This is a genomic window from Micromonospora sp. NPDC047548, assembly GCF_040642975.1.
In the GTDB taxonomy this organism is placed as follows: domain Bacteria; phylum Actinomycetota; class Actinomycetes; order Mycobacteriales; family Micromonosporaceae; genus Micromonospora.
On the sequence record NZ_JBEYTI010000027.1, the window covers coordinates 17,189 to 39,419 of the forward strand.

At 72.1% G+C, this 22,231-nt stretch carries 21 protein-coding genes, 1 tRNA gene and 1 other RNA gene; 10 read left to right on the forward strand and 13 right to left on the reverse strand.

Annotated elements, in window-relative coordinates; translation table 11 throughout:
• Positions 1-20 precede the first annotated feature (20 nt).
• Together ABZ807_RS23565 and ABZ807_RS23570 are read right to left on the reverse strand one after the other, a co-directional pair.
• On the reverse strand, positions 21-1,082 hold the full coding sequence (locus tag ABZ807_RS23565) for an aspartate-semialdehyde dehydrogenase (protein ID WP_357161808.1): 1,062 nt from the start codon (positions 1,080-1,082) through the stop codon (positions 21-23).
• 5 nt (positions 1,083-1,087) lie between these two features.
• On the reverse strand, positions 1,088-2,353 hold the full coding sequence (locus ABZ807_RS23570; RefSeq protein WP_357161811.1) for an aspartate kinase: 1,266 nt from the start codon (positions 2,351-2,353) through the stop codon (positions 1,088-1,090).
• A gap of 251 nt (positions 2,354-2,604) precedes the next feature.
• Between ABZ807_RS23570 and ABZ807_RS23575 the strand changes: the two genes are divergently transcribed.
• The 3 genes from ABZ807_RS23575 (at position 2,605) to leuA (ending at position 6,121) form a co-directional block, all read left to right on the forward strand.
• The gene (locus ABZ807_RS23575) at positions 2,605-3,390 is read left to right on the forward strand and encodes a hypothetical protein (RefSeq protein ID WP_357161814.1); all 786 of its coding nucleotides are present in this window, start codon (positions 2,605-2,607) and stop codon (positions 3,388-3,390) included.
• A gap of 85 nt (positions 3,391-3,475) precedes the next feature.
• On the forward strand, positions 3,476-4,006 hold the full coding sequence (locus tag ABZ807_RS23580) for a nitroreductase family protein (protein WP_357161817.1): 531 nt from the start codon (positions 3,476-3,478) through the stop codon (positions 4,004-4,006).
• A gap of 363 nt (positions 4,007-4,369) precedes the next feature.
• Positions 4,370-6,121 (forward strand): 2-isopropylmalate synthase, encoded by a 1,752-nt coding sequence (gene leuA, locus ABZ807_RS23585; RefSeq protein WP_357161820.1) that lies wholly within the window; start codon positions 4,370-4,372, stop codon positions 6,119-6,121.
• 60 nt (positions 6,122-6,181) lie between these two features.
• On the opposite strand, the gene ABZ807_RS23590 is transcribed toward leuA, so the two are convergent.
• Complete coding sequence (locus ABZ807_RS23590) at positions 6,182-7,669, reverse strand: MFS transporter (protein WP_357161823.1); 1,488 nt, start codon at positions 7,667-7,669, stop codon at positions 6,182-6,184.
• Between the two features lie 110 nt (positions 7,670-7,779).
• On the opposite strand from ABZ807_RS23590, the gene ABZ807_RS23595 reads away from it, so the two are divergent.
• Together ABZ807_RS23595 and ABZ807_RS23600 are read left to right on the forward strand one after the other, a co-directional pair.
• Positions 7,780-8,439, forward strand: a complete 660-nt coding sequence (locus ABZ807_RS23595) for an HNH endonuclease family protein (protein WP_357161826.1) — start codon at positions 7,780-7,782, stop codon at positions 8,437-8,439.
• Positions 8,421-8,879: a hypothetical protein gene (locus tag ABZ807_RS23600; RefSeq protein WP_357161829.1), complete on the forward strand. Its 459-nt coding sequence runs from the start codon at positions 8,421-8,423 to the stop codon at positions 8,877-8,879. Before ABZ807_RS23595 ends, ABZ807_RS23600 begins: the two co-directional genes overlap by 19 nt.
• A gap of 52 nt (positions 8,880-8,931) precedes the next feature.
• Here the strand turns inward: ABZ807_RS23600 and ABZ807_RS23605 are convergent, their stop codons facing one another.
• From ABZ807_RS23605 to ffs, 9 genes are all read right to left on the reverse strand, one after another.
• Positions 8,932-10,029 carry an oligopeptide/dipeptide ABC transporter ATP-binding protein gene (locus ABZ807_RS23605; protein WP_357161831.1) on the reverse strand — a complete coding sequence of 366 codons (1,098 nt, stop codon included), beginning with the start codon at positions 10,027-10,029 and terminating at the stop codon, positions 8,932-8,934.
• Positions 10,026-11,012, reverse strand: coding sequence for an ABC transporter ATP-binding protein (locus ABZ807_RS23610; protein WP_357161834.1), 987 nt, complete (start codon positions 11,010-11,012; stop codon positions 10,026-10,028). The genes ABZ807_RS23605 and ABZ807_RS23610 overlap by 4 nt, the downstream gene beginning before the upstream one ends.
• Positions 11,013-11,070: 58 nt before the next feature.
• The gene (locus ABZ807_RS23615; protein WP_357161837.1) at positions 11,071-12,099 is read right to left on the reverse strand and encodes an ABC transporter permease; all 1,029 of its coding nucleotides are present in this window, start codon (positions 12,097-12,099) and stop codon (positions 11,071-11,073) included.
• Complete coding sequence (locus tag ABZ807_RS23620; protein ID WP_357161840.1) at positions 12,096-13,103, reverse strand: ABC transporter permease; 1,008 nt, start codon at positions 13,101-13,103, stop codon at positions 12,096-12,098. Before ABZ807_RS23620 ends, ABZ807_RS23615 begins: the two co-directional genes overlap by 4 nt.
• Positions 13,104-13,202: 99 nt before the next feature.
• Entirely contained in the window at positions 13,203-14,876 is a 1,674-nt protein-coding gene (locus ABZ807_RS23625; RefSeq protein ID WP_357161843.1) for an ABC transporter substrate-binding protein, read from the reverse strand.
• A 255-nt stretch (positions 14,877-15,131) separates the two neighbouring features.
• Positions 15,132-15,725, reverse strand: coding sequence for a recombination mediator RecR (gene recR, locus ABZ807_RS23630; RefSeq protein WP_357161846.1), 594 nt, complete (start codon positions 15,723-15,725; stop codon positions 15,132-15,134).
• An 8-nt stretch (positions 15,726-15,733) separates the two neighbouring features.
• A complete protein-coding gene (locus tag ABZ807_RS23635; RefSeq protein ID WP_357161930.1) occupies positions 15,734-16,042 on the reverse strand; it encodes a YbaB/EbfC family nucleoid-associated protein in 309 nt (102 codons plus the stop codon).
• A gap of 108 nt (positions 16,043-16,150) precedes the next feature.
• Positions 16,151-18,847, reverse strand: a complete 2,697-nt coding sequence (locus tag ABZ807_RS23640) for a DNA polymerase III subunit gamma and tau (protein ID WP_357161849.1) — start codon at positions 18,845-18,847, stop codon at positions 16,151-16,153.
• A 183-nt stretch (positions 18,848-19,030) separates the two neighbouring features.
• Positions 19,031-19,120, reverse strand: an RNA gene (gene ffs / locus ABZ807_RS23645) — signal recognition particle sRNA small type.
• An 82-nt stretch (positions 19,121-19,202) separates the two neighbouring features.
• On the opposite strand from ffs, the gene ABZ807_RS23650 reads away from it, so the two are divergent.
• Positions 19,203-19,287, forward strand: a tRNA-Ser gene (locus tag ABZ807_RS23650).
• Between the two features lie 64 nt (positions 19,288-19,351).
• On the opposite strand, the gene ABZ807_RS23655 is transcribed toward ABZ807_RS23650, so the two are convergent.
• The gene (locus ABZ807_RS23655) at positions 19,352-19,600 is read right to left on the reverse strand and encodes a flavin reductase (protein WP_357161852.1); all 249 of its coding nucleotides are present in this window, start codon (positions 19,598-19,600) and stop codon (positions 19,352-19,354) included.
• Between the two features lie 292 nt (positions 19,601-19,892).
• Here ABZ807_RS23655 and ABZ807_RS23660 point away from each other — a divergent pair, with 292 nt between their 5' ends.
• From ABZ807_RS23660 to ABZ807_RS23675, 4 genes are all read left to right on the forward strand, one after another.
• The gene (locus ABZ807_RS23660; RefSeq protein ID WP_357161855.1) at positions 19,893-20,660 is read left to right on the forward strand and encodes a helix-turn-helix transcriptional regulator; all 768 of its coding nucleotides are present in this window, start codon (positions 19,893-19,895) and stop codon (positions 20,658-20,660) included.
• Positions 20,651-20,842 carry a DUF397 domain-containing protein gene (locus tag ABZ807_RS23665; protein ID WP_357161858.1) on the forward strand — a complete coding sequence of 64 codons (192 nt, stop codon included), beginning with the start codon at positions 20,651-20,653 and terminating at the stop codon, positions 20,840-20,842. Before ABZ807_RS23660 ends, ABZ807_RS23665 begins: the two co-directional genes overlap by 10 nt.
• Positions 20,843-21,073: 231 nt before the next feature.
• On the forward strand, positions 21,074-21,688 hold the full coding sequence (locus ABZ807_RS23670) for a hypothetical protein (protein ID WP_357161860.1): 615 nt from the start codon (positions 21,074-21,076) through the stop codon (positions 21,686-21,688).
• An 83-nt stretch (positions 21,689-21,771) separates the two neighbouring features.
• A complete protein-coding gene (locus tag ABZ807_RS23675; RefSeq protein WP_357161933.1) occupies positions 21,772-22,215 on the forward strand; it encodes a hypothetical protein in 444 nt (147 codons plus the stop codon).
• Positions 22,216-22,231: the final 16 nt, after the last annotated feature.

The following is a 22,231-nucleotide window of genomic DNA, read 5'->3' on the forward strand; positions in this document are numbered from 1 at the left end:
GGGGTGGGGGCCGGGGGGAGTTAGGGGTGGGTGAGGGTTTTGGCGAGGAGTTCGGCGATCTGGGTGGTGTTCAGGGCGGCGCCCTTGCGGAGGTTGTCGCCGGTGACGAAGAGGTCGAGGGCGCGTGGGTCGTCCAGGGCGCGGCGGATGCGGCCGACCCAGGAGGGGTCGGTGCCGACGGCGTCGATCGGCATCGGGAACTCGCCGGCGGCGGGGTCGTCGACCAGGATCACGCCGGGGGCGTTGCGCAGCGCCTCCCGGGCGCCCTCGGCGTCCACCTCGTTGGCGAAGACCGCGTGCACCGCCACCGAGTGGCCGGTCACCACGGGCACCCGTACGCAGGTCGCGGAGACCTTGAGGTCGGGCAGGCCGAGGATCTTGCGCGACTCGTTGCGGATCTTCATCTCCTCGGACGACCACCCCAGGTCGGCGAGCGACCCGGCCCACGGCACCACGTTGAGCGCCAGCGGCGCGGGGAACGGGCCGAGCTCGTCGCCGACCGCCTGGCGCACGTCGCCCGGGCGGGAGCCGAGCACCCGGTCCCCGGCGATCTTGCCGAGCTGGAGGTGCAGCGCGTCCACGCCGGCCTGGCCCGCCCCCGACACCGCCTGGTACGAGGCGAGCACCAGCTCGCGCAGCCCGTACTCGCGGTGCAGCGGGGCGATCGCCACGATCATGGCGAGGGTCGTGCAGTTGGCGTTGGCGATGATCCCCTTGGGGCGGTTGCGTACCTGCTCGGGATTGATCTCCGGGACCACCAGCGGCACGTCCCGGTCCATCCGGAACGCGCCGGAGTTGTCGACCACGACCGCCCCGCGACCCACCGCGACCGGCGCCCACTCGGCGGAGACCTCGTCCGGCACGTCGAACATGGCGACGTCGACGCCGTCGAACGCCTCCGGGGTGAGCGCCGCGACGGTCAGCTCCTCGCCCCGGCAGCGCACCTTCCGCCCGACCGAGCGCTCCGAGGCGAGCAGCCGGATCTCACCCCATACGTTGAGCCGGGAGGAGAGCAGCTCGCACACCACGGTCCCGACGGCGCCGGTCGCCCCGACGACGGCGAGCGTGGGCTGCGCCGACACCCGCGCTACCGTCCCGTCCCCGCGTAGACCACGGCCTCGGATTCGCCGCCCAGGTCGAACGCCTCGTGGATGGCGCGGACCGCCTTGTCCAGGTCGGTGTCCCGGCAGACCACGGAGACCCGGATCTCCGAGGTGGAGATCATCTCGATGTTGACCCCGGCCGCGCCGAGCGCGGCGAAGAAGCCGGCCGCGACACCAGGGTGAGACCGCATGCCGGCGCCGATCAGCGACACCTTGCCGACGTGGTCGTCGTAGAGCAGGCCCCGGAACTTGACCGCTTCCTGGATCTTGCTGAGCGCGGCCATGGCGGTGGGACCGTCGGTCTTGGGCAGCGTGAACGAGATGTCCGTGCGCCCGGTGCCCTCGGTGGAGACGTTCTGCACGATCATGTCGATGTTGATCTCGGCGCCGGCCACGGTGTCGAAGATGCTGGCGGCGGCACCCGGCTCGTCGGGCACGCCGACGATCGTGATCTTGGCTTCACTGCGGTCGTGGGCGACCCCGGTGATCAGTGCCTGTTCCACGGGAAGGTCCTCCATCGATCCGGTGACCATGGTGCCGGTGTTGGTCGAGTATGACGAACGGACGTGGATCGGCAACCCCGCCCGCCGCGCGTACTCCACGCTGCGCAGGTGCAGCACCTTCGCGCCGCAGGCGGCCAGCTCCAGCATCTCCTCGTAGGTGATCCGCTTGATGTGCCGTGCATTCGCCACGATCCGCGGGTCGGCGCTGAAGATGCCGTCCACGTCGGTGTAGATCTCGCAGACGTCCGCGTCGAGCGCGGCGGCGAGCGCCACGGCGGTGGTGTCCGAGCCGCCCCGGCCCAGCGTGGTGACGTCCTTGGTGTCCTGCGAGACACCCTGGAAGCCGGCGACGATCACCACCGCGCCCTCGTCGAGCGCGCCCTTGAGCCGCCCCGGGGTGACATCGATTATCCGCGCCCGGCCGTGCACCGACGTGGTGATCACACCGGCCTGCGAACCGGTGAACGAGCGGGCCTCGTACCCCAGGTTGTGGATGGCCATGGCGAGCAGCGCCATGGAGATCCGCTCCCCGGCGGTGAGCAGCATGTCCAGCTCACGGCCCGGCGGCAGCGGGCTGACCTGGTTGGCCAGGTCGAGCAGCTCGTCGGTGGTGTCGCCCATCGCGGAGACCACCACCACCACGTCATCGCCGGCCTTGCGGGCAGCGACGATCCGCTCCGCCACCCGCTTGATGCGCTCGGCGTTGGCGACGGAGGACCCGCCGTACTTCTGCACCACGAGTGCCACGACGGTGCACTCCCTCCCAGCGACGGCCCTGAGCGTGCCGACGCCGCCGGCTCAGGTGGTCCGGCGGCGCGTGTCAGACCTGTCCAGGTTATCGGGCCGCACGCGAGGACGGGTCGGGTGATCCCACCATCCGGCGGAAGCAACCGGTCCACGACCTGCCCAGGGTGGTCGCTCCGACACCCGCCGACACGCCGGCCGGCCGTCGGCCGGACGGGGCTGTGGGCGGCGGCCACGCGGCGCAGAATGACCCGGTGCATGCCCATCTGCGCGCGACGCGCCGGACGCCCGGCGCCCTGACCCTGCTCCTTCCGACGCTCCTCGCCGCCTGCACCGCCGGTCAGCCGGCCACGCCACCCACCGCTGCGGCCTCCGACCCCGCACCGGCGGAGGTGGACGCGGCCCGGGACGAGTTGGCCGCGCTGGCGGCGGCGGCGCGCGACCGCCACCTCACCGCCCGATACACCCTCACCGGCACCGACGGGCCGGCCCGGGACGTCACCGTGACGAGGGCCGAGGACGGCACCTGGCGGGTCGACGTCCCGGCGGGCGCGCTCGGCGGCACGGCCGATGTCTCGCTCGCCACCACCGCCGACGGACTCTTCCAGTGCGGCCTCCCGTCGGCGGGCCGCCCCCAGGCGGCGAGCTGCGTACGCCTCGGCGACCGGGACGACGCCGTACCGCGCCAACTGGACCCGCGGGTGCAGCACCCGTTCACCGACTGGCTGGAGGTGCTCACCGACCGGCGGACCCCGCTCGCGGTCTCCCCCGCCACCGCGCCGCCGGGGGTGGCCGGAAGCTGCTACGCGGTGGAGACCACCTCCGCCTCGCTCAACCCACCGCTGGACGTCGGCATCTACTGCTACCAGCCGGACGGGACGCCCACCTACGTCCGGGCCGCCCTCGGCGCGCTCACCCTGGCCGGGCCGCCCGGGCCGGCGCCGGCCACCGCGCCGCTGGCTGGGCCCGTGGTGGTCGCCGAGCCGCTGGGTCTGGACGCACCCTCGCCGAGCGACAGCCCGAGCGCGGGAACGCCGTGAGCCGGCGTGGGGTTACGGGTGCGCTTGCCCACATTTGCCCCCACCCGACCCGGAGGACGAATCTCCCATACGGGACGCTCTTTGCATGGTCGACCTCACCCCACTGCTCGCCTTCCGCTGGAGTCCCCGGGCCTTCGACCCGACCGCCGAGCTGACCGGGGACGAGGCGTCCTCCCTGCTGGAGGCCGCCCGCTGGGCCCCCTCGGCGGGCAACGCCCAACCCTGGCGGTTCGCCCTCGGCCACCGCAACGACGAAACCTGGAAGCGGACCCTGGTCAGCCTCCCGGCACACGACCAACGCTGGGCGCGGCACGCCGCCGCCCTGGTGGTGGGCGCGCACGCCGGCCCGGACCCGGAGCGCGCCGCGTACGACCTGGGGCAGGCGATCGCCCACCTCACCGTGCAGGCCACCGCGCTCGGCCTGCACGTGCACCAGCTCAACCGCTTCGACCGCGCCGCGCTCTGCGCCGACCTCGACCTGCCGCCCGCCGTACGCCCGATGGTGGTGGCGGCCGTGGGCCGGCTCGGCGACCCGTTCGACCTCCCCGAGGAGCTGCGGCGCCGGGAAACCGCCCTGCGCCACCGGCAGCCCGTGCACGCGCTGCTGCTGCGCTGACGCACCCGGCTCCGCCCGCCCCCGCCCGCCGGTCACGGTCGGCAACCGCCCGGGAGGGACAACTGCCGGTGGTGGTGGCCGCGGTGTCGAGGAGGTGGCGGGCAGTGCGACGCCAGTCTCATAGTCCGGACCTGCCTTCCCACTCCCCGGCTCACCACGTAGGGTGACCTTGTCATGTGGCGGGCGTACCTTCTCCTTGGTCGCCGCGACGAGGCCTGACCGGCCGGCACCTCGTCGCGGAGTCGAACCGCGCCGTCCAGCACATCCGAACTTCCCCTCGGCACCGCCCGGGCACCGTCGCCCGGCACCTCGCCGACACCTTCCGATTGCTGACGCCCGACATGACCCACGGGAGCACTCTCCATGGCTCAACCCGCCGCTGACTCCGAGACCGATCCGATCGCCCGGCAGCGCCCCAGCCGGATGCCGTTCCAGCGCTACCAGCCCTACCAGCAGCAGTTCCGGATCGACCTGCCGGACCGCGCCTGGCCGACCCGGCACGTCGAGATCGCGCCCCGCTGGTGCGCGGTCGACCTGCGCGACGGCAACCAGGCCCTGATCGACCCGATGTCCCCGGAGCGCAAGCGCCGGATGTTCCAGCTGCTGGTGCAGATGGGCTACAAGGAGATCGAGGTCGGCTTCCCCTCGGCCAGCCAGACCGACTTCGACTTCGTCCGGCAGCTGATCGAGCAGGACCTGATCCCGGAGGACGTCACCATCCAGGTGCTCACCCAGTGCCGGGAGCACCTGATCGACCGGACGTTCTCCTCGCTGCGCGGCGCCCGCCGGGCGATCGTGCACTTCTACAACTCCACCTCGACGCTCCAGCGCCGGGTGGTCTTCGGGCTGGACCGGGACGGCATCACCGACATCGCCACCACCGGCGCCCGGCTCTGCCGGAAGTACGCGGAGATCCACACCCCGGACACCGACATCCACTACGAATACTCGCCGGAGTCGTACACGGGCACCGAGCTGGAGTACGCGCTGGAGGTCTGCGCCAAGGTCATCGAGGCGGTCGACCCGAACCCCGACCGCAAACTGATCGTCAACCTGCCGGCCACGGTCGAGATGGCCATGCCGAACGTGTACGCCGACTCGATCGAGTGGATGCACCGGCACCTGCCCCGGCGGGACAGCCTGGTGCTGAGCCTGCACCCGCACAACGACCGGGGCACCGGGGTGGCCGCCGCCGAGCTGGGCCTGCTGGCCGGCGCCGACCGGGTCGAGGGCTGCCTGTTCGGCAACGGCGAGCGCACCGGCAACGTGGACCTGGTGACGCTGGGCCTGAACCTCTTCTCCCAGGGCATCGACCCGATGATCGACTTCTCGAACATCGACGAGGTCAAGCGGGCCGTCGAGTACTGCAACCAGCTGCCGGTGCACGAGCGCCACCCGTACGCGGGCGACCTGGTCTACACCGCCTTCTCCGGCTCCCACCAGGACGCGATCAAGAAGGGCTTCGACGCGCTGGCGAAGGACGCGGCGGCGGCCGGGGTGCCGATCGACGAGCACACCTGGGCGGTGCCGTACCTGCCGATCGACCCGAAGGACCTGGGCCGCACCTACGAGGCGGTCATCCGGGTCAACTCGCAGTCCGGCAAGGGCGGCGTCGCGTACATCATGAAGACCGAACACCAGCTGGACCTGCCGCGCCGGCTCCAGATCGAGTTCTCCGGGGTGGTCCAGCAGGTCACCGACCACGACGGCGGCGAGGTCGACCCGGGCACCATGTGGGAGATCTTCGCGCGGCACTACCTGCTCGACCACCAGACCGACCCGGCCCTCACGCTGGCCGGCTACACGATCGGCACCCCCGAGGGCAAGGTGGAGATCGAGGCCCAGGTGGAGCTCGGCGGGGAGCGTCGCGCGCTCGCCGCGGTCGGCAACGGCCCGATCGACGCGTACGTCAACGCGCTCCAGGCGGTGGGGGTGGCGGTACGCGTGCTCGACTACCACGAGCACGCGCTCTCCTCCGGCGGTGACGCCCAGGCCGCCGCGTACGTCGAGTGCGACGTCGACGGCCGCACGGTCTGGGGTGTCGGGATGGACGCCAACATCGTCACCGCCTCGGTGAAGGCGGTCACCAGCGCGGTCAACCGCGCCCGCGGCTGAGGCACCCGGTAGGGCCCGGCTCCGGTCGGGCCCTACCGCGAGCGCCGTGACAACCGGGCCCTACCGCTCGGGCGGGGTGGAGGCGGGCAGCGATTGGCAGGGCTGCGAAGGCGGGGCCGGCCGGGGTGGCCGGTGCACGAGCAGGCCGGCCGTCGCCGCGCCGGCCAGCAGCAGCCCGGCACACCAGGCCAGCGCTCCCCGGTACGCGTGGGTCAGCTGGGCCTTCTGCTCGTACCCGGTGCCGGCGAGGCCGACCAGCAGCGGCAGTGCGGCCACCGCGAGCAGGCCGCCCACCCGGGACGCGGCGTTGTTGAAGCCGCTCGCCACCCCGGCGAACCGGTCGGCGACGGCGGCCAGCACCGAGGCGGTCAGTGGCGCCACCACCAGGGTCAACCCGAGCCCGAAGAGCGTCACCCCGGGCAGCACGTCCACCCAGTACGAGGCGCCGGGGGCGACCCGGCGCAGCAGCAGCAGGCCGACGGCGGCGATCACCGGGCCGACGGTCAGCGGCAGCCGGGGCCCGATCCTCGCCGAGAGAGCCCCGGCGCGGGCCGAGCCGAGCAGCAGCAGCACGGTCATCGGGACGGTGGCCAGCCCGGTGCGCAGCGCCGACCAGCCGACGACGTTCTGGAGGTAGACGGCGAGGAAGAAGACGAAGCCGCCGAGCGCCGCGTAGACCACCACGGTGAAGAGGTTGAGCACCGAGAAGAGCCGGCTGGTGAACAGCCCGGTGGGGAGCATCGCGGCGTCGCCCCGGCGCCGTTCCCACAGCACGAAGACCACCACGCCCAGCACACCGACCAGCGCGGACAGCAGCACCGGGAGCGAGCGGACGCCGCGGGCCGGGGCGTCGATCAGGGCGTACGTGACGCCGGCCAGGCCGAGCGCGCCGAGCAGCGCCCCCGTCACGTCGAACCGCTTCCCCCCGCTGCGGGAGGCGTTCTCGTCGCGGCTCTCCGGCACCCAGCGCAGCGCGGCCAGGATCACCCCGGCCCCCAGCGGCAGGTTGATGAAGAAGATCCACCGCCAGGAGAGCGCGTCGATCAGCCAGCCGCCGAGGAAGGGGCCGAGCGCGGTGGCCACCCCGGAGAGCCCGGACCAGGCGCCGATGGCCCGCCCCCGGTCGTCGGGGTGGAAGCTGGCCTGGATCACCGAGAGCGAGCCGGGGGTGAGCAGCGCCCCGCCCGCGCCCTGGAGGAACCGGGCGGCGACCAGCCAGCCGGTGCCCTGGGCCAGGCCGCAGAGGACGGAGGCGCCGGCGAACCAGACCACTCCGAGCAGGAAGATCCGGCGCCGGCCGAAGCGGTCCCCGAGCGCCCCGCCGAGCAGCACGAACGCGGCCAGCGTGAGCAGGTAGCCGTTGACCGTCCACTGGAGATCGGCGACGGTCGCGTGGAGTTCGGCGCCGAGCCGGGGCAGTGCCACGTTGACCACGGTGCTGTCCAGGAAGACCATTCCGGACGCGAGGATCGCCGCCAGCAAGGTGCCCCGGCCGGCGCCGCTGCGGATTCGGAGCGCGGGAGCGGGAGCGGGATCGGGAGCGGTCATGGGTACCAATGTGCCCGCGCCGCGTGGGAGATTCCACGAAAACGCCGAAACGGCCCCCCCGGGTACTGTGCGGGATCGCTGGGAGCCCGCAAGCTGGAGAGGTGTCGTCTGTGCGTACCAGATCAGGAGCCCGTGGGACGGCGGCGGCCGCGCTCGCCGCGGTGCTCGCCCTCGCGCTGGGCGGTTGCGACGTCTCGCTCGACGAGCCGGAGGCGCCGCCGAGCAACGCCGGCAACGTGGGTGAGCAGCTGGCCGAGCTGACCGTCGCCCAGGCGGGCTCGATGCGGGGCTACAGCCGGCAGCGCTTCCCGCACTGGCGGAACACCGGCAAGAACTGCGACGTCCGGGACAGCGTGCTCAAGCAGGACGGAAAGGACATCCGCCTGTCCGGCTGCAACGTGGTCGGCGGCCACTGGGAGAGCGTCTACGACGGTCGCACCTTCACCGATCCCTCCGACGTGGACATCGACCACACCGTGCCGCTGGCCAACGCCTGGCGTTCCGGGGCGAACGAGTGGGACGACGCCAAGCGCGGCGACTTCGCCAACGACCTGACCCGACCGCAGCTCATCGCGGTTTCCGCGTCCTCCAACCGGGCAAAGGGTGACCAGGATCCGTCGCAGTGGAAACCGGCGAACCGGTCGTACTGGTGCAAGTACGCCGAAAATTGGGTGACGGTCAAGCATCACTGGCAGCTGACGGTGACCAGCGCCGAGAAGGCCGCCCTCAGCGACATGTTGGAGGGTTGCACATGGGCGAACAAGCCGTGACCGGGGCGGGGGCGACTCCCGCGCCGGAGCAGACGCCGGACGCCGGCGGGGAGGACGCGGCCGCCACCGCCGGCTCCGGCGGGAACGACACGACGGCCGCCACCGCCGGGATGGCCGCCGACGGCCACCCGGCAGCGCCCGCCGCCGTGCCGGGGGCCGGGATGACCGCCGACGCCGGCGGCACCGGTTCGCCCCGGGAGCTGACCGCGGACCTGGTCGCCGGCCCCGGCGGGGTGATGACCGACGAGGTCGGGGTGGTCACCGGCGAGCTGACCCTGAAGACCCGGTACGCCGACGGCCAGGTCACCCTCTCCGTGCAGTACAAGGACGCCGACGAGTGGTACGCGGTGACCGGCGGGAAGGCCGCGCTGGCCGACCCGGGCGGGCTGGACGCCGTACACGCCGTCGCGGTCGCCCTGCTGCACCGCCCGGAGGGCTGAGACAGGCGGAGGCCCCCAACCCCCGAGCGGGGGAGGGGGCCTCGGCACGTGCTCACAGCGTCGGGATCAGCTCACCGGTGTCGCCCGGCGCCCCACCGTCGTCCGGCCGGACCAGCTCCGGCTCGACCTCGTGCGGCCGAATCCGCCCGGCCGCGATCTGCTCGGCGTAGTGGCAGGCGACCTTGTGCCCGCCGACCACCTCGCGCAGCGCCGGCCGCTCGTCAGCGCAGCGGGTCGGCTGCGCCCACGGGCACCGGGTGTGGAAGCGGCACCCGGACGGCGGGTTGGTCGGCGAGGGCAGGTCGCCGGCGAGCAGGATCCGCTCGCGGCGGTCCTCCACCAGCGGGTCCGGCACCGGCACCGCTGACATCAGCGCCTTCGTGTACGGGTGCATCGGCTCCCGGTAGAGGTCGTCGCTGGACGCCTCCTCCACCAGGCCACCGAGGTACATCACGCCCACCGTGTCGGCGATGTGCCGGACCACCGCCAGGTCGTGCGCGATGATCAGGTACGTCAGGCCGCGCTCGTTCTGTAGGTCCTCCAGCAGGTTGAGCACCTGCGCCTGGATGGACACGTCGAGCGCCGACACCGGCTCGTCCGCGACGATCAGCTCCGGATTGAGCACCAGCGCCCGGGCGATCCCGATCCGCTGCCGCTGGCCACCGGAGAACTCGTGCGGGTACTTGCTCAGCGCCGACGCGGGCAGGCCGACGGCCTGCAGGGTCTCCCGCAGCCGCCGGCTCGTCTCCGCCCTGTCGTCGGCCAGGCCGTGCGCCTTGAGCCCCTCGACCAGCAGTGACTCCACCGACTGGCGGGGGTCCAGGCTGGACAGCGGGTCCTGGAAGATCATCTGCATCCGGCGGCGGGCCAGGCGCATCTTCTCGCCCTTGAGCTGGCGGACGTCGGTGCCGTCGAAGACGATCTCGCCGTCGGTCGGCTCGACCAGCCGCAGCAGGCCTCGGCCCAGCGTCGACTTGCCGCAGCCCGACTCGCCGACCAGCCCGTACGTCTCACCCGCCCGGATGGCGAGCGAGACGCCGTCGACGGCGTAGACGTACCCGACGGTGCGGTCGAAGAGCAGGCCGCTCTTGATCGGGAAGTGGACCTTGAGGTCGCGCAGTTCGACCAGTGGTCCGGTCCGCTCGGTCACGGCACCGCCACCTCCTCGGAAACGGGGTTGTTGCAGCGAAGGTCGCCGCCGGTGGCGGTGGGCTCCAGCGGGGGTGGGCCCTCCAGGCAGGCGTCCACGACGTTGTCGCAGCGGGGCGCGAAGGCGCACCCCTCCGCCCACGGGATGTTGTCGGCCACCGAGCCGCGGATGGCGTACAGCCGCTCGCCGCGCGGCGAGTCCAGCCGCGGCACCGAGCTGAGCAGCCCGTGGGTGTACGGGTGCCGCGGCCGGGCGAACAGCTCGTGCCGGGCGGCCCGCTCCACCACCTTGCCGCCGTAGAGCACGTTGACCGTGTCGCAGAGGCCGGCCACCACACCCAGGTCGTGCGTGATCATGATCAGCGCGGTGCCGGTCTCGTCGACCAACTGCTTGAGCAGGGTGAGGATCTGCGCCTGGATGGTCACGTCCAGCGCGGTGGTCGGCTCGTCCGCGATCAGCAGCCGCGGCTTGCAGGCCAGCGCGATGGCGATCAGCGCGCGCTGCCGCATGCCGCCGGAGATCTGGTGCGGGTACTCGGAGAGCCGCCGCTCCGGGTCCGGGATGCCGACCGCGTCGAGCAGTTCCCGGGCCTCCCGCAGCGCCTTCTTCCGGTCCATCCCCTGGTGCCGCTCCAGCACCTCGGCCACCTGGACGCCGATCGGGACCACCGGGTTCAGCGAGGAGAGCGGGTCCTGGAAGATCATGCCGATGTCCCGGCCGCGCCGGTCCCGCATGTCGTCTGCGCGGAGCTTGAGCAGGTCGGCGCCGTCGAAGAGCACCTCGCCGCTGACCCTGTTGCCCCGCTTGGGCAGCAGGCCCATGATGGCGAGGCTGGTGACGCTCTTGCCGCAGCCGGACTCGCCGACCAGGCCGACGGTCTGCCCCGGCTCCACTTTGAAGCTCACCTTGTCGACGGCGGTGAACGGCCGCTCGCCCCGCCGCTGGAACACCACGCTCAGGTCGCGTACGTCGAGCAGGCTCATCGGGTCACTTCCTCTCGGTGCTGGCATTCCCCGGCCGTGCTGGTCCGTCGCACCGCCCTCACCGCCGGTTCTTCGGGTCGATCGCCTCGCGCATCGCCTCACCGAGCAGGGTGAAGCCGAGCGCGACCACGACGATCGCGAGCGCCGGGTAGTAGGCCAGTTCGGGGCGGACCTCGAAGTAGCGGACGCCGTCGTTGCCGAGCATCAGACCCCACTCGGCCCGGTTGATGTCCGGGTCACCGAGGCCCAGGAAGGAGAGCGCGGCGGCGTCCAGGATTGCCACCGCGAAGGTGAGCGTGGCCTGCACGATCACCGCGGTCAGCGAGTTGGGCAGCATGTGCCGGAGCACGATGTTGCGCTCCTTGACGCCGAGCGCCCGCGCGGCGAGCACGTGGTCGCTCTCCCGCTGGGCGAGCATCGACCCGCGCAGCAGCCGGGCGAAGATCGGCACGTTGACGATGGCCACCGCGAAGATGACCGTCCACTGGCTGGACTTGCTGACCATGGCGACCAGGGTGATCGCCAGCAGCAGGCTGGGCAGCGCCAGCATCACGTCGGTGAGTCGCATCAGGACGACGTCGACCCAGCCGCCGAAGGCCCCCGCCAGCACGCCGAGCAGCACGCCGAGGGCGAGGCCGATCAGTGTGGCGAGGACACCGACGAAGAGGGTCTGCCGGCTGCCGTGGATCAGGCGGGACAGGAAGTCGCGGCCCAGCGGGTCGGACCCGAGCGGGTGTTCCGCGCTGGCGCCCGGGATGTTGTCGACGGTCAGGGTCTTGGTCAACTCGGCGAAGCGCTGCACCGGATCGTGCGGGGCGATCAGCGGGGCGAAGACCGCCACCAGAATGAACAGCCCGACGATGGTGCCGCCGACGATGGCCACCGGGTTGCGGCGGAGCCGGCGCAGCGCGTCGCGCAGGAGGCTGACGCCGCCCTTCTCGGCGCTGGCCTGGGCCAACTCCTCCAGCCGCGCCTTCTTCCGCTCGCCGAGCCGGCCGATGCTCCGCTCGCGCACGCCACCGGGACGCTCGTCACCGGCACGGGGAGCCGGCGCCGGAGCGCCGGCCTGGGTGGTCGGATCGGTCATCGGACACGCACCCTCGGGTCGATGAAGGCGTAGGAGAGGTCGACCAGGAGGTTGACCACCACGAAGACCAGCGCGGCCAGCAGGATGATCGCCTGGAGCACCGGGTAGTCCCGGCCGCCGCTGATCGAGTCGACGATCAGCGTGCCGATGCCACCCCAGTTGTAGACCTTCTCGGTGAGCACCGCGCCGGAGAGCAGCGCGCCGGTCTGCAGGCCGATGATGGTGACCACCGGCAGCAGCGCGTTGCGCAGGATGTGCCGGCCGCGGATGGTGCGGTGCCGCAGGCCCTTGGCCTCGGCGGTGCGCACGTAGTCCTCGTTGAGCACGTCGAGCACGCTGGCCCGGGTGATCCGGACGATCACCGCGAGCGGGATGGTGGCCAGCGTGACCGCCGGCAGGATCAGGTGCCAGAGCGCGTCGGCGCTGGCGTCGAACTCGCGGGTGAGCAGGCCGTCGAGGACGTAGAACCCGGTGACGTTCGTGTTGTCCAGGCCGGTGGTGAGCCGCCCGGAGGGCGGGAACCAGTGGATGTTCTGGGTGAAGATGTCCTTGAGCAGGTAGCCCAGGAAGAAGATCGGAATCGAGATGCCGAGCAGGGTGCCGGCGATGGTCAGGTTGTCCAGCGAGCGACCGCGCCAGCGGGCGGCGAGGTAGCCGAGCGGAACGCCCAGGCCCACCGCGATGATCATCGCGGCGAGGCCCAGCTCGATGGTGGCGGGGAAGGCGCGGCCGATCACCTCGGTGACCGGGTCACCACTCCGGATCGAGTTGCCGAAGTCGCCGGTCAGCAGCCGCTGCATGAACTTGGCGTACTGCACCAGGATCGGCTGGTCGTAGCCGAGGGCCTTGACCAGCAGGGCGCGCCGCTCCGGCGTGGCCCGCTCACCGAGCAGCGCCTCGATCGGGCCGCCGGGGAGGTTCCGCAACCAGACGAAGACGAGCGCGGACAGCGCTATCAGCGTCACCACCAGCTGCAGCAGGCGGCGGACTATGACTCGCAACATCTCTCACACACCAGACTCTCGATGTTCGCGGAATCAGCCCGGGCCGGGATGAAGCCCCGACCCGGGCCGATTCGCGCCTACGGCGTCAGCCGACGTACGTCACTTGGTGACGCTGACCGTGTTGAACCGCTCGTCGGTCAGCGGGCTGGCGACCAGACCCTTGACGTCCTTGGTGACCACGATGGCCGGCGGGGCGTGCCAGACCGGCACGGCCGGCAGCCACTTGGCGGCGACGTCGCGGTTGACCTGCTCCCAGGCGGCCTTCTTGCCGGCCTCGTCGACGATGCCGTCGGCCTTGGCGATGGCCGCGAACATGTCGGTCATCGCCTGATCGCCGAACTCGGCCTTGCCCCGGCCGAAGAAGCTGCTGACGAAGTTGCCCGGGTCGTTGTAGTCACCGGTCCAGCCCAGGAGGTGCAGGTCGTGCTTGCCGAACTGCTGCACGTCGTCCTTGTAGCCACCGTTCCACGGGCGCGGCACACCGTTGACCTTGATGCCGACGGCCTGCAGGTCGTTGGCGAGGACGGTGAAGATCTCCTGCGGGTTCGGCATGTACGGCCGGGTGACGTCGGTCGGGTAGTAGAAGTTGAGGGTCATCCCCTCGGCCCCGGCCTCCTTGAGGAGCTGCTTGGCCTTGTCCGGGTTGTAGTCGTACTTCTGCACGTCCGGGGCGTAGCCGAGCACGGTGTCCGGCATGAACTCGTCGGCGACCTTGGTGCCACCCGGGCCCTTGGTCTGCACGAGCTGCTGACGGTTGAGGGCGTAGGCGATCGCCTGGCGCACCCGCAGGTCCTTCAGCTTCGGGTTCTTCTGGTTGATGCCCAGGTAGAGGATGTTGAACGCCGGGCGGTCGATGACGTTGAAGCCCTCACCGGCGAGCGCCTTGCGGTCGGCCGGGGCCGGGAAGTCGATGCCCTGGACGGTGCCGGCCCGCAGCTCCTGCTTGCGGGTGTTCTCGTCCGCGATGACCTTGATGATCAGCTTGTCGACCTTGGCCTTCTCCCCGAAGTAGTCGGGGTTCCGGTTCAGGGTGACCTCGCCCTTGGCCGCGTCCCAGCCGCCGAAGGTGAACGGGCCGGTGCCGACCGGGTGCTCGTTGGCGAACGCGCTGTACTCGAAGGAGTCGCCGTTCTGCTTGACCGTGTCGGCGTCGTACTTCTTCAGCGCCTCCGGGCTGGCGATCGAGAACGCGGTCAGCGCGAAGGCGCCGGGGAAGGCGCCCTTGTACTGGTTGAGGGTGAGGACGGCGGTGTTGTCGTCCTTGGCCTCGCACTTGTTGTAGACCGGCTTGCCGGCGACGTCGGCCTCGTTGTTCGCGAAGCCGCCGAAGACGTCCAGGTAGTACTGCATCTGCGCCTGCGCCGCGGCACCCTTCATGTTGTACCAGCGGTCGTAGTTGAAGCAGACCGCGGCGGCGTTGAAGGGGGTGCCGTCGTGGAACTTCACGCCCTGGCGCAGCTTGAAGGTCCAGACCTTGCCCTCGGGGTCGTGCTCCCAGGTCTCCGCCAGGGCGCCCTGCAGGTCGGCCGTGCCCGGCTTGTTCTGGATCAGGGTGTCGTACATCTGGCGGATCGGCCGGAACGACTCACCGTCATCGTTGAAGATCGGGTCGAAGTTCTTCGGGTTGCTGGCACCCGCGAAGACGAAGGTGCCGCCCGTCTTGGCCTCGCCACTGTCGTTGCTGCGGTCGCTGTCCGCACAGCCGGCCGCGCCGACCGCCAGGGCTGCAACGGCCGCGAGGGTCACGCCCGTTCTGAGCCTTCTCGCCTGCATCTCTCACCTCTGTCATCCGCGTGACCACGCCGGTTCATGGCTCGGTCCGTGAGCGGGAGGCTATGACAGGACACACAGAAAGCGGAACGGCCGTTAGGCAATCGCTACCAAGCCGACACCAAGCCGTCGGGTCTGACACGACCGGATCTCGCGACAAACAGGACTGTCACAGCACAGACCGCCCCCGCCGGTCCGCGAAACGACCCGGCCGCCGCTGCGCCGGGCAGCGACGGCCGGGGTACGACCGGGTCGGGCTCAGACGGCGCGGCGCCCCTCGAACGCCCGGCCGAGGGTGATCTCGTCGGCGTACTCCAGGTCGCCACCGACCGGCAGGCCGCTGGCCAGCCGGGTGACCGAGATGCCCATCGGCTTGACCATCAGCGCCAGGTACGTCGCGGTCGCCTCGCCCTCGGTGTTCGGGTCGGTGGCCAGGATCAGCTCCCGCACCGCCCCGCCGCCGAGCCGGGTCATCAGCTCGCGGATGCGCAGGTTGTCCGGCCCGATGCCCTCCAGCGGATTGATCGCCCCGCCGAGCACGTGGTAGCGGCCCCGGAACTCACCGGTCCGCTCGATGGCCACCACGTCCTTGGGCTCCTCGACCACGCAGAGCACCTCGTCGGTGCGGCGCGGGTCGCGGCAGATCCGGCACTGGTCGGACTCGGCCACGTTGTAGCAGGTGGTGCAGAACCGGACCAGGTCCTTGACCTTGCGCAGCGCACCAGCCAACCGGTTGACGTCGGCCGGGTCCGCCGACAGGACGTGGAACGCGATCCGCTGCGCGCTCTTCGGGCCCACGCCCGGCAGCCGCCCCAGCTCGTCGATCAGGTCCTGGATGGCACCTTCGTACATCGGCCGGCTCAGAACCCGGGCAGGCCGAGGCCGCCCATGCCGCCGGTGACCGGACCCATCTTCTTCTCGGTCAACTCCCGGGCCGCCTCGGCGGCGTTGTGCAGGGCCGCGACGACCAGGTCTTCCAGGGTCTCGACGTCCTCCGGGTCGACCGCCTTCGGGTCGATCCTGATCGACTTGATCTCACCGGCGCCGGAGACGGTCGCGGTGACCAGGCCGCCGCCGGCGGTGCCGGTCAGCTCGGCCTCGGCCAGCTCGGCCTGCGCCTTGGCGATCTGCTGCTGCATCTTCTGCGCCTGCTTCAGCATCTGCTGCATGTTCGGCTGTCCACCTGGGCGCACGGATGGCTCCTTCTCGCACTCGTCTGCTCGGCCGCGCCCAGCCTAACCGGGCGGCGGCACAGGTCCTCGGCGGCCGGCGCGCGGTCAGCGCGCGTCGACCTCGTCGATCTTCTCGGCGCCGAACGCCTCCCGGAGCAGCTGTACCGCCTGCTCCTCGCTGGACTGCCGGGCGGTCCGCTCGTCGATCACCTCGTCCAGCGGCTCGTCGCCCGGGTCGAACCCCTCGTAGACCGGGCTCGTCGCCGGCTGGGGGCGCCCACCGCCGCGCAGCGGCCCGTCGTAGTCCGGGTCGTACGGCGGCTCGCCGGCCCAATCGGCGTCCGCGGTCTTCCGCGCCGCCTGGGCGGGGCGCGCCGCCTTGCCGGCTCCGGCCGCCGCCGCGGCCGCCCGTGCCGCCGCGATCGCGTTGCTCACCGGCGCGCCCCCGGTCGCCGCCGGTGCGGCCGGCGGCGCCGACTGCGGTCCGGCCGGTCTCGGTACGGCGGGAGCGGCGGTCGCGGCGGTCGCGGTAGCCGTCGCCCCACCCGGACGGGCCGGTTCCGGCCAGTAGTCGCCGCCGGCGGTGGCAGTCGCGGAGCCACCCGGACGGGCCGGCTCGGGCCAGTCCCCGTCTCCGCCGGTGGCACCACCGGGGCGGGCCGGCTCGGGCCAGTCCTCGTCGTCGTCTGCCGGGGCATTCGGGCCGGTCCCGCCGCGGGCCGCCGGGCCACCGGCACCGCCGGTCCGCCCTGCGCCGCCGGATCGCCCACCGTCGCTGCCCGCCGGGCCGACCGCGCCACCGACCGGACCGGCGGCACCGTTGGTCGAACCGGCTGCACCGGTGGTCGTCCCACTCCCGCCGGCCGCCGGGCCGCCAGCCGATCCACGGCCGCTGGACGGGCCGGCCGGACCGCCCGGGCCTACGCCGTTGGCCGCGCCGGACAGGCCGCCCGAACCCACGCCGGACGGGTCGGCGGAGGTCGGGGAGGCGGGTACGGGAGCCGGCGCGGGGGCGGGGCGGGGCGGGGTCGCCGCCCGGCTCGGGCCACCGAGCGTGGCCGCTCCGCGCTCGCCGGCCACCTCGCAGCGAATCTGCCAGCGGCTGCCGAACTCCTCGTAGAGCGCGTCGGACAGCACCGAGATGTGGTTGCCCATCATCTGGGCGAGGACCGGCGACTTCACGGTCAGCACCAGGGTGTCGCCGTCCACGTCGCGGACCACGGCGTCGCGCATCAGGGCCGCCGCCGGCTTCTTGATCCGGTTGACCTTGGCGACGATGTCCGGCCAGGCGCGGCGCACCGCGACCGCGTCCAGCACGCCCGGGGAACTGCCCGGTCGGGGCGGTGCGGGGGTCGCCGGGTCGGGCATCACCGCCTCCGGCGGCACCCGCCGGGGCGCGGCCGGCGGCGTGACCGGGTCTGCCGGGCCGGCCGGGACTGCCGGGCCGGCCGGGACTGCCGGGCCGGCCGGGACTGCCGGGACTGCCGGGACTGCCGGGCCGGCCGCCGGAACGGGGACGTCCTGCGGCTCCACGGCGGGGGCCGGCGTGCTCGGGGCGGCGGGGGCGGGCTCGGGGCGTACCTGGGGAGCGGGGGTGACCGGCGCGGGGCCGGCGGCGGCCGACGGCAGCTCGACGGCACCCAGGGTGAGCCGGCGTTCCATCCGCTCCAGGCGCTGGAGCAGGCCGCCGGTGGAGTCGTCGGCGCCGGGCAGCAGCATCCGGGCGCAGATCAGCTCCAGCAGCAGCCGGGGCGCGGTGGTACCGCGCATCTCGACCAGGCCGTTGTGCACGATGTCGGCGCAGCGGGACAGGGTGGCCGGGCCGAGCCGCTGGGCCTGGGCGACCATCCGCTCGATCTGGTCGTCCGGGCCGTCGATCAGGCCCTTGGCGGCTGCGTCGGGCACCTGCTGGAGCACGATCAGGTCCCGCAGGCGTTCCAGCAGGTCGGAGGCGAACCGGCGCAGGTCGTGCCCGGCCTCGGCGACCCGGTCGACAGTGGCGTACGCGGCCGCGCCGTCACCGGCGGCCAGCGCGTCGCACATCTCGTCGATCAACGCGGCGTCGGTGACCCCGAGCAGCGCGGCGGCCCGGGCGTAGCTGACCCCCTCCGGGCCGGCGCCGGCGATGAGCTGGTCGAGCACGGAGAGGCTGTCCCGCATGCTGCCGCCACCGGCGCGCACCACCAGCGGAAAGACCGCCGGCTCGACGGTGACCCCCTCCGCCTCGCAGAGCTGCTCCAGATAGGGGCGGACCACCTTCGGCGGAAACAGCCGGAACGGGTAGTGGTGGGTCCGCGACTTGATCGTGCCGAGGACCTTCTCCGGCTCCGTGGTGGCGAAGATGAACTTGACGTACTCCGGCGGCTCCTCGACCAGCTTGAGCAGGGCGTTGAAGCCCTGGGTCGAGACCATGTGCGCCTCGTCGATGACATAGATCTTGAAGCGGCTGCGGGCCGGCGCGAAGAACGCCTTCTCACGCAGCTCGCGGGCGTCGTCGACGCCGCCGTGGCTGGCCGCGTCGATCTCGATGACGTCGATCGACCCGGCGCCCTCGGCTGCCAGCGATCGGCACGACTCACACTGCCCGCACGGCTCGGGCGTGGGACCCTGCTCGCAGTTGAGTGAGCGGGCCAGGATCCGGGCGCTGGAGGTCTTGCCGCAGCCCCGGGGGCCGGAGAAGAGGTAGGCGTGGTTGAGCCGCCCGCTGCGCAGCGCCTGCGACAGCGGCTCGGTGACGTGCTCCTGGCCGATGACCTCGGCGAAGGTACGCGGCCGGTACTTGCGGTAAAGGGCCAGTGCCACCCGTACCGCCTCCTCTCGACCGAGCCATTCTGCGCCCGTCGGGCTCGGGTGACCACCCACCACCCCGGCCCACGGCCCGGCATCCGGCCTTGATCCACACGACATGCGGCATGTTGCGGTGTCCGAGCACCCGGGATGCCCCCACATCCCGCATGTTGCGTGGATCAAGGGCCCCGGAGACAAAAAGGCCTCCCGTGCACCCGGCAGAGCCCGCTTATCCTTGCTGCCTTCCGGCCCTGGGGAGGTTCACGGGGTACCGCCGCACGGGAGGTGACACCAACCCTACCCGACTCCGCGTGGATCTTCAGGGGGTGGTGGGGTGGCCGGCGCGCCGGGGACCTGTATTCTGGCTCGCGGAGGATTCGCCTAGAGGCCTAGGGCGCACGCTTGGAAAGCGTGTTGGGTTTACACCCTCACGAGTTCGAATCTCGTATCCTCCGCTCGACAGAACGACACGAAGGGCCGGCCCCGCACGGGCCGGCCCTTCGTCGTACGCGGGGAGGGTCACCCGCGCGGGCGGGCCCAGGAGACGAACCGGTCGGTCAGGCCGGCCGGGGTCAGGGCCTGGTCGAGGCCGGCGAGTTGGTCGGTGGCCTCGGCCTGGAGGGTCGCCAGGTAGACGGTCAGCGCGATCCGGTCGTGGCGGTACTCGGCGAGCAGTCGCAGCTTCGCCGGCGAGCAGGGCCAGGCGATGCCGCACGCCTGGCAGCGCCAGGTCGGTCGGGTGGGGACGTGTTCCCGGCGGCGGGTCACCGCGCCGGCACCTCGGTGATCAACAGGGCCAGCGGACCCGTCCCGAAGCGGTACGCGTCGGCGGGGACGCGGATCGTCGTGCCGACGGTCAGGCTCATCCGTGACTCCTTCGCGGTGGAGGGGGCCGCCCCGCCTCCCCGCCGGGGCGGCCCCGTGACTGACGCCGACCGCCGGGCTCCCTCGCCTCCACCGGCCGCGCCGTCTTGTGGGACCACCCTTGCGCGCGTCAGCAGACAGATACACCGCGTAACGATATGGTCGGCAGATATTCGAGACATCCGATGGAGGGGCCGTGAACGACGCGCTGCGGGTGGCGCTGAGCGACACCGGGCACACCACCGAATCCCTCGCCGAACAAGTCGGCGTCGACCCGAAGACCGTCGCGCGGTGGCTGACCGAGGGGCGCATCCCGCATCCCCGGCACCGCCTCGCGGCAGCGGAGGCCCTCCAGCGGGATATCTCGGACATATGGCCGGACACAGCGAGACGTCGGGACCCGATCTGGTTCCGCCCGTGGCAGGAGATCGAACGCGAGGCGGTGTCGCTGCGCTGGTTTGAGTCGACGGTCCTGCCTGGTCTTCTCCAAACCGAGGCATATGCCCGCGCCGTGCTCAGCGACGCCGGACTGAGTCCCCGAGGTGACGTCGAGCGGCATCTCGCCGCCCGGCTCGCCCGCCAGGGCATCCTGAAGCGGGACGATCCGCCGCAGTTCACGGCCGTGGTCGACGAGGCGGTCCTCCGCCGGCCGGTCGGTGGCCGGTCGACCATGCACGAGCAACTGCGGGCCCTGGTCACGGCGTGCGCGGAACCGCACGTTCGAATCCACGTGGTGCCGTCCACCGTCGGCGCATACGCGGGATTGAACGGCCCGTTCGTGATCGCTAACAGCCATGACCACCGGGTCGCCGGCTACCTCGACAACCAACTCCAGGGACAAGTGGTTAGCGACCCGGAGGACATCGCGGCCATGATGGCAGCGTGGGAGAACGTGCGCGGTGAGGCGTTATCCCACTGGCAGTCTGTCGACCTCATCACGGGAGTGGCGGAGACATGGAGCTGAACGGCACGCGGTGGCGCAAGAGCAGTCGAAGCAGCGGCAACGGCGGCGCCTGCGTCGAGGTCGCCGACAACCTGCCCGGCATCGTCGGCGTACGGGACTCGAAGGATCCGACCGGGCCGGCGCTAGTCTTCGCGCCGGCGGCCTGGCGCGCGTTCGTCGCCCAGCTCGCCGACCGGGCCTGACCGCCAGGAAAGCCACCGGGCTGACCGACCGGCGAGGCGACCGGACCTGACGGAACAGCGAAGCGACCGCGCCGGACCTACGTCCGCTCCCCGACGCGGCGGTCGTGCCCCGGGTCGCGGCGGGGGCGCTCTCCGGCCGCGCGGCCGGTACGGTGCGGGGATCCGACGACGGGCTCTCCGATCCGTCGTACACATGTTCCATCCACAGGCTGTGGATGCCGGAGGGCTCGGATGAGTTACCAGCTCAGCGCGGTGGTCGCGGACGTCGAGCTGCTGCGCGAGCAGACCACGGACCTGGACCACGCGGTCCTCGCCGCGCTCCGGCAGGACTTCGCGCTGCTGCCGGTCACCCCGCAGCTGGTGCAGGAGCTGACCGGCTCGCTGCCCGACTTCGCCGCCGGGGACCCGAACGCGGAGCAACCGTTCCAGCTGGTCCTCTCGCCGGCGCTGGCGGAACTGCTGGTGCGCTGGTCGCGGCAGGGGCCGGTGGCGTACCTGGAGGCGGAATTCTTCGGCGGCCTCGGCTACCAGTCGGCGGTGGTGTGGCTGGGCGGCGAGATGAGCTGGGGACCGCGCGTCGACCGGCTGCTCGACGGGCCACGGGCGGAGTGGCCGATCAACGCGGCGCTCGCCCGGCTCGGGGCGGAGCCCGGCGCGTGGATCGATCCCTTCGCCGAGCTGGGGCTGCACCTGGAGCGGCACACCGACGGCTGGCTGACGCACGGGCGACGGGGCCTGTCCGCCGATTACTGGGACGACCTGGCCGAAGAGTGGGAATACCGGCAATCCGCCGACGAGCAGCAACCTGAACGCCCCGGTTCCGTTGGGGACTGGGGGATTCCATGAAACTGCGACAATTCGCATTCATTGCGATGCTGCTGGCGGCTGCCTCGATCTCGGGCAGCGGCGTCCGTCCACTGGGGGCGGACATGCCGGCCCGGCCGGTGGGCGACACCGAGGTGGTCGGCCTGAGCGGTCTGGACGAAATCGAGTTCGGCGACACCGAGCAGGAGCTGACCCGCCGCGGGGTGCTGCGCGCCGAGGTCGACGCCTGCGGGCCGACGCTGGCCGGACACGGGGCGGCCAGCCCCATCTTCGTGGACGACCGGCTGGTCCTGCTCTGGCTGGACGACCCGATGAGCACCCCGGAGGGGATCACCGTCGGCACGCCGGTCAGCGAGGTCCTGGCCAGCTACCCATGGGCGACCCAACTGGATGCTCCGCAGCGGACGTACCGGTTCGACGGGCTGTTCGCCCGCGACGGCGACCGGGCGTACCTCTTCCTGCACGACGGCACTGCCGTCCGCGAGATCATCGCCGGGTACGCCGACTGGGCCCGCCGCCTCTTCGACGAGGGCTACGGCCCCTGCTGAGCCAGCGCCATCACCG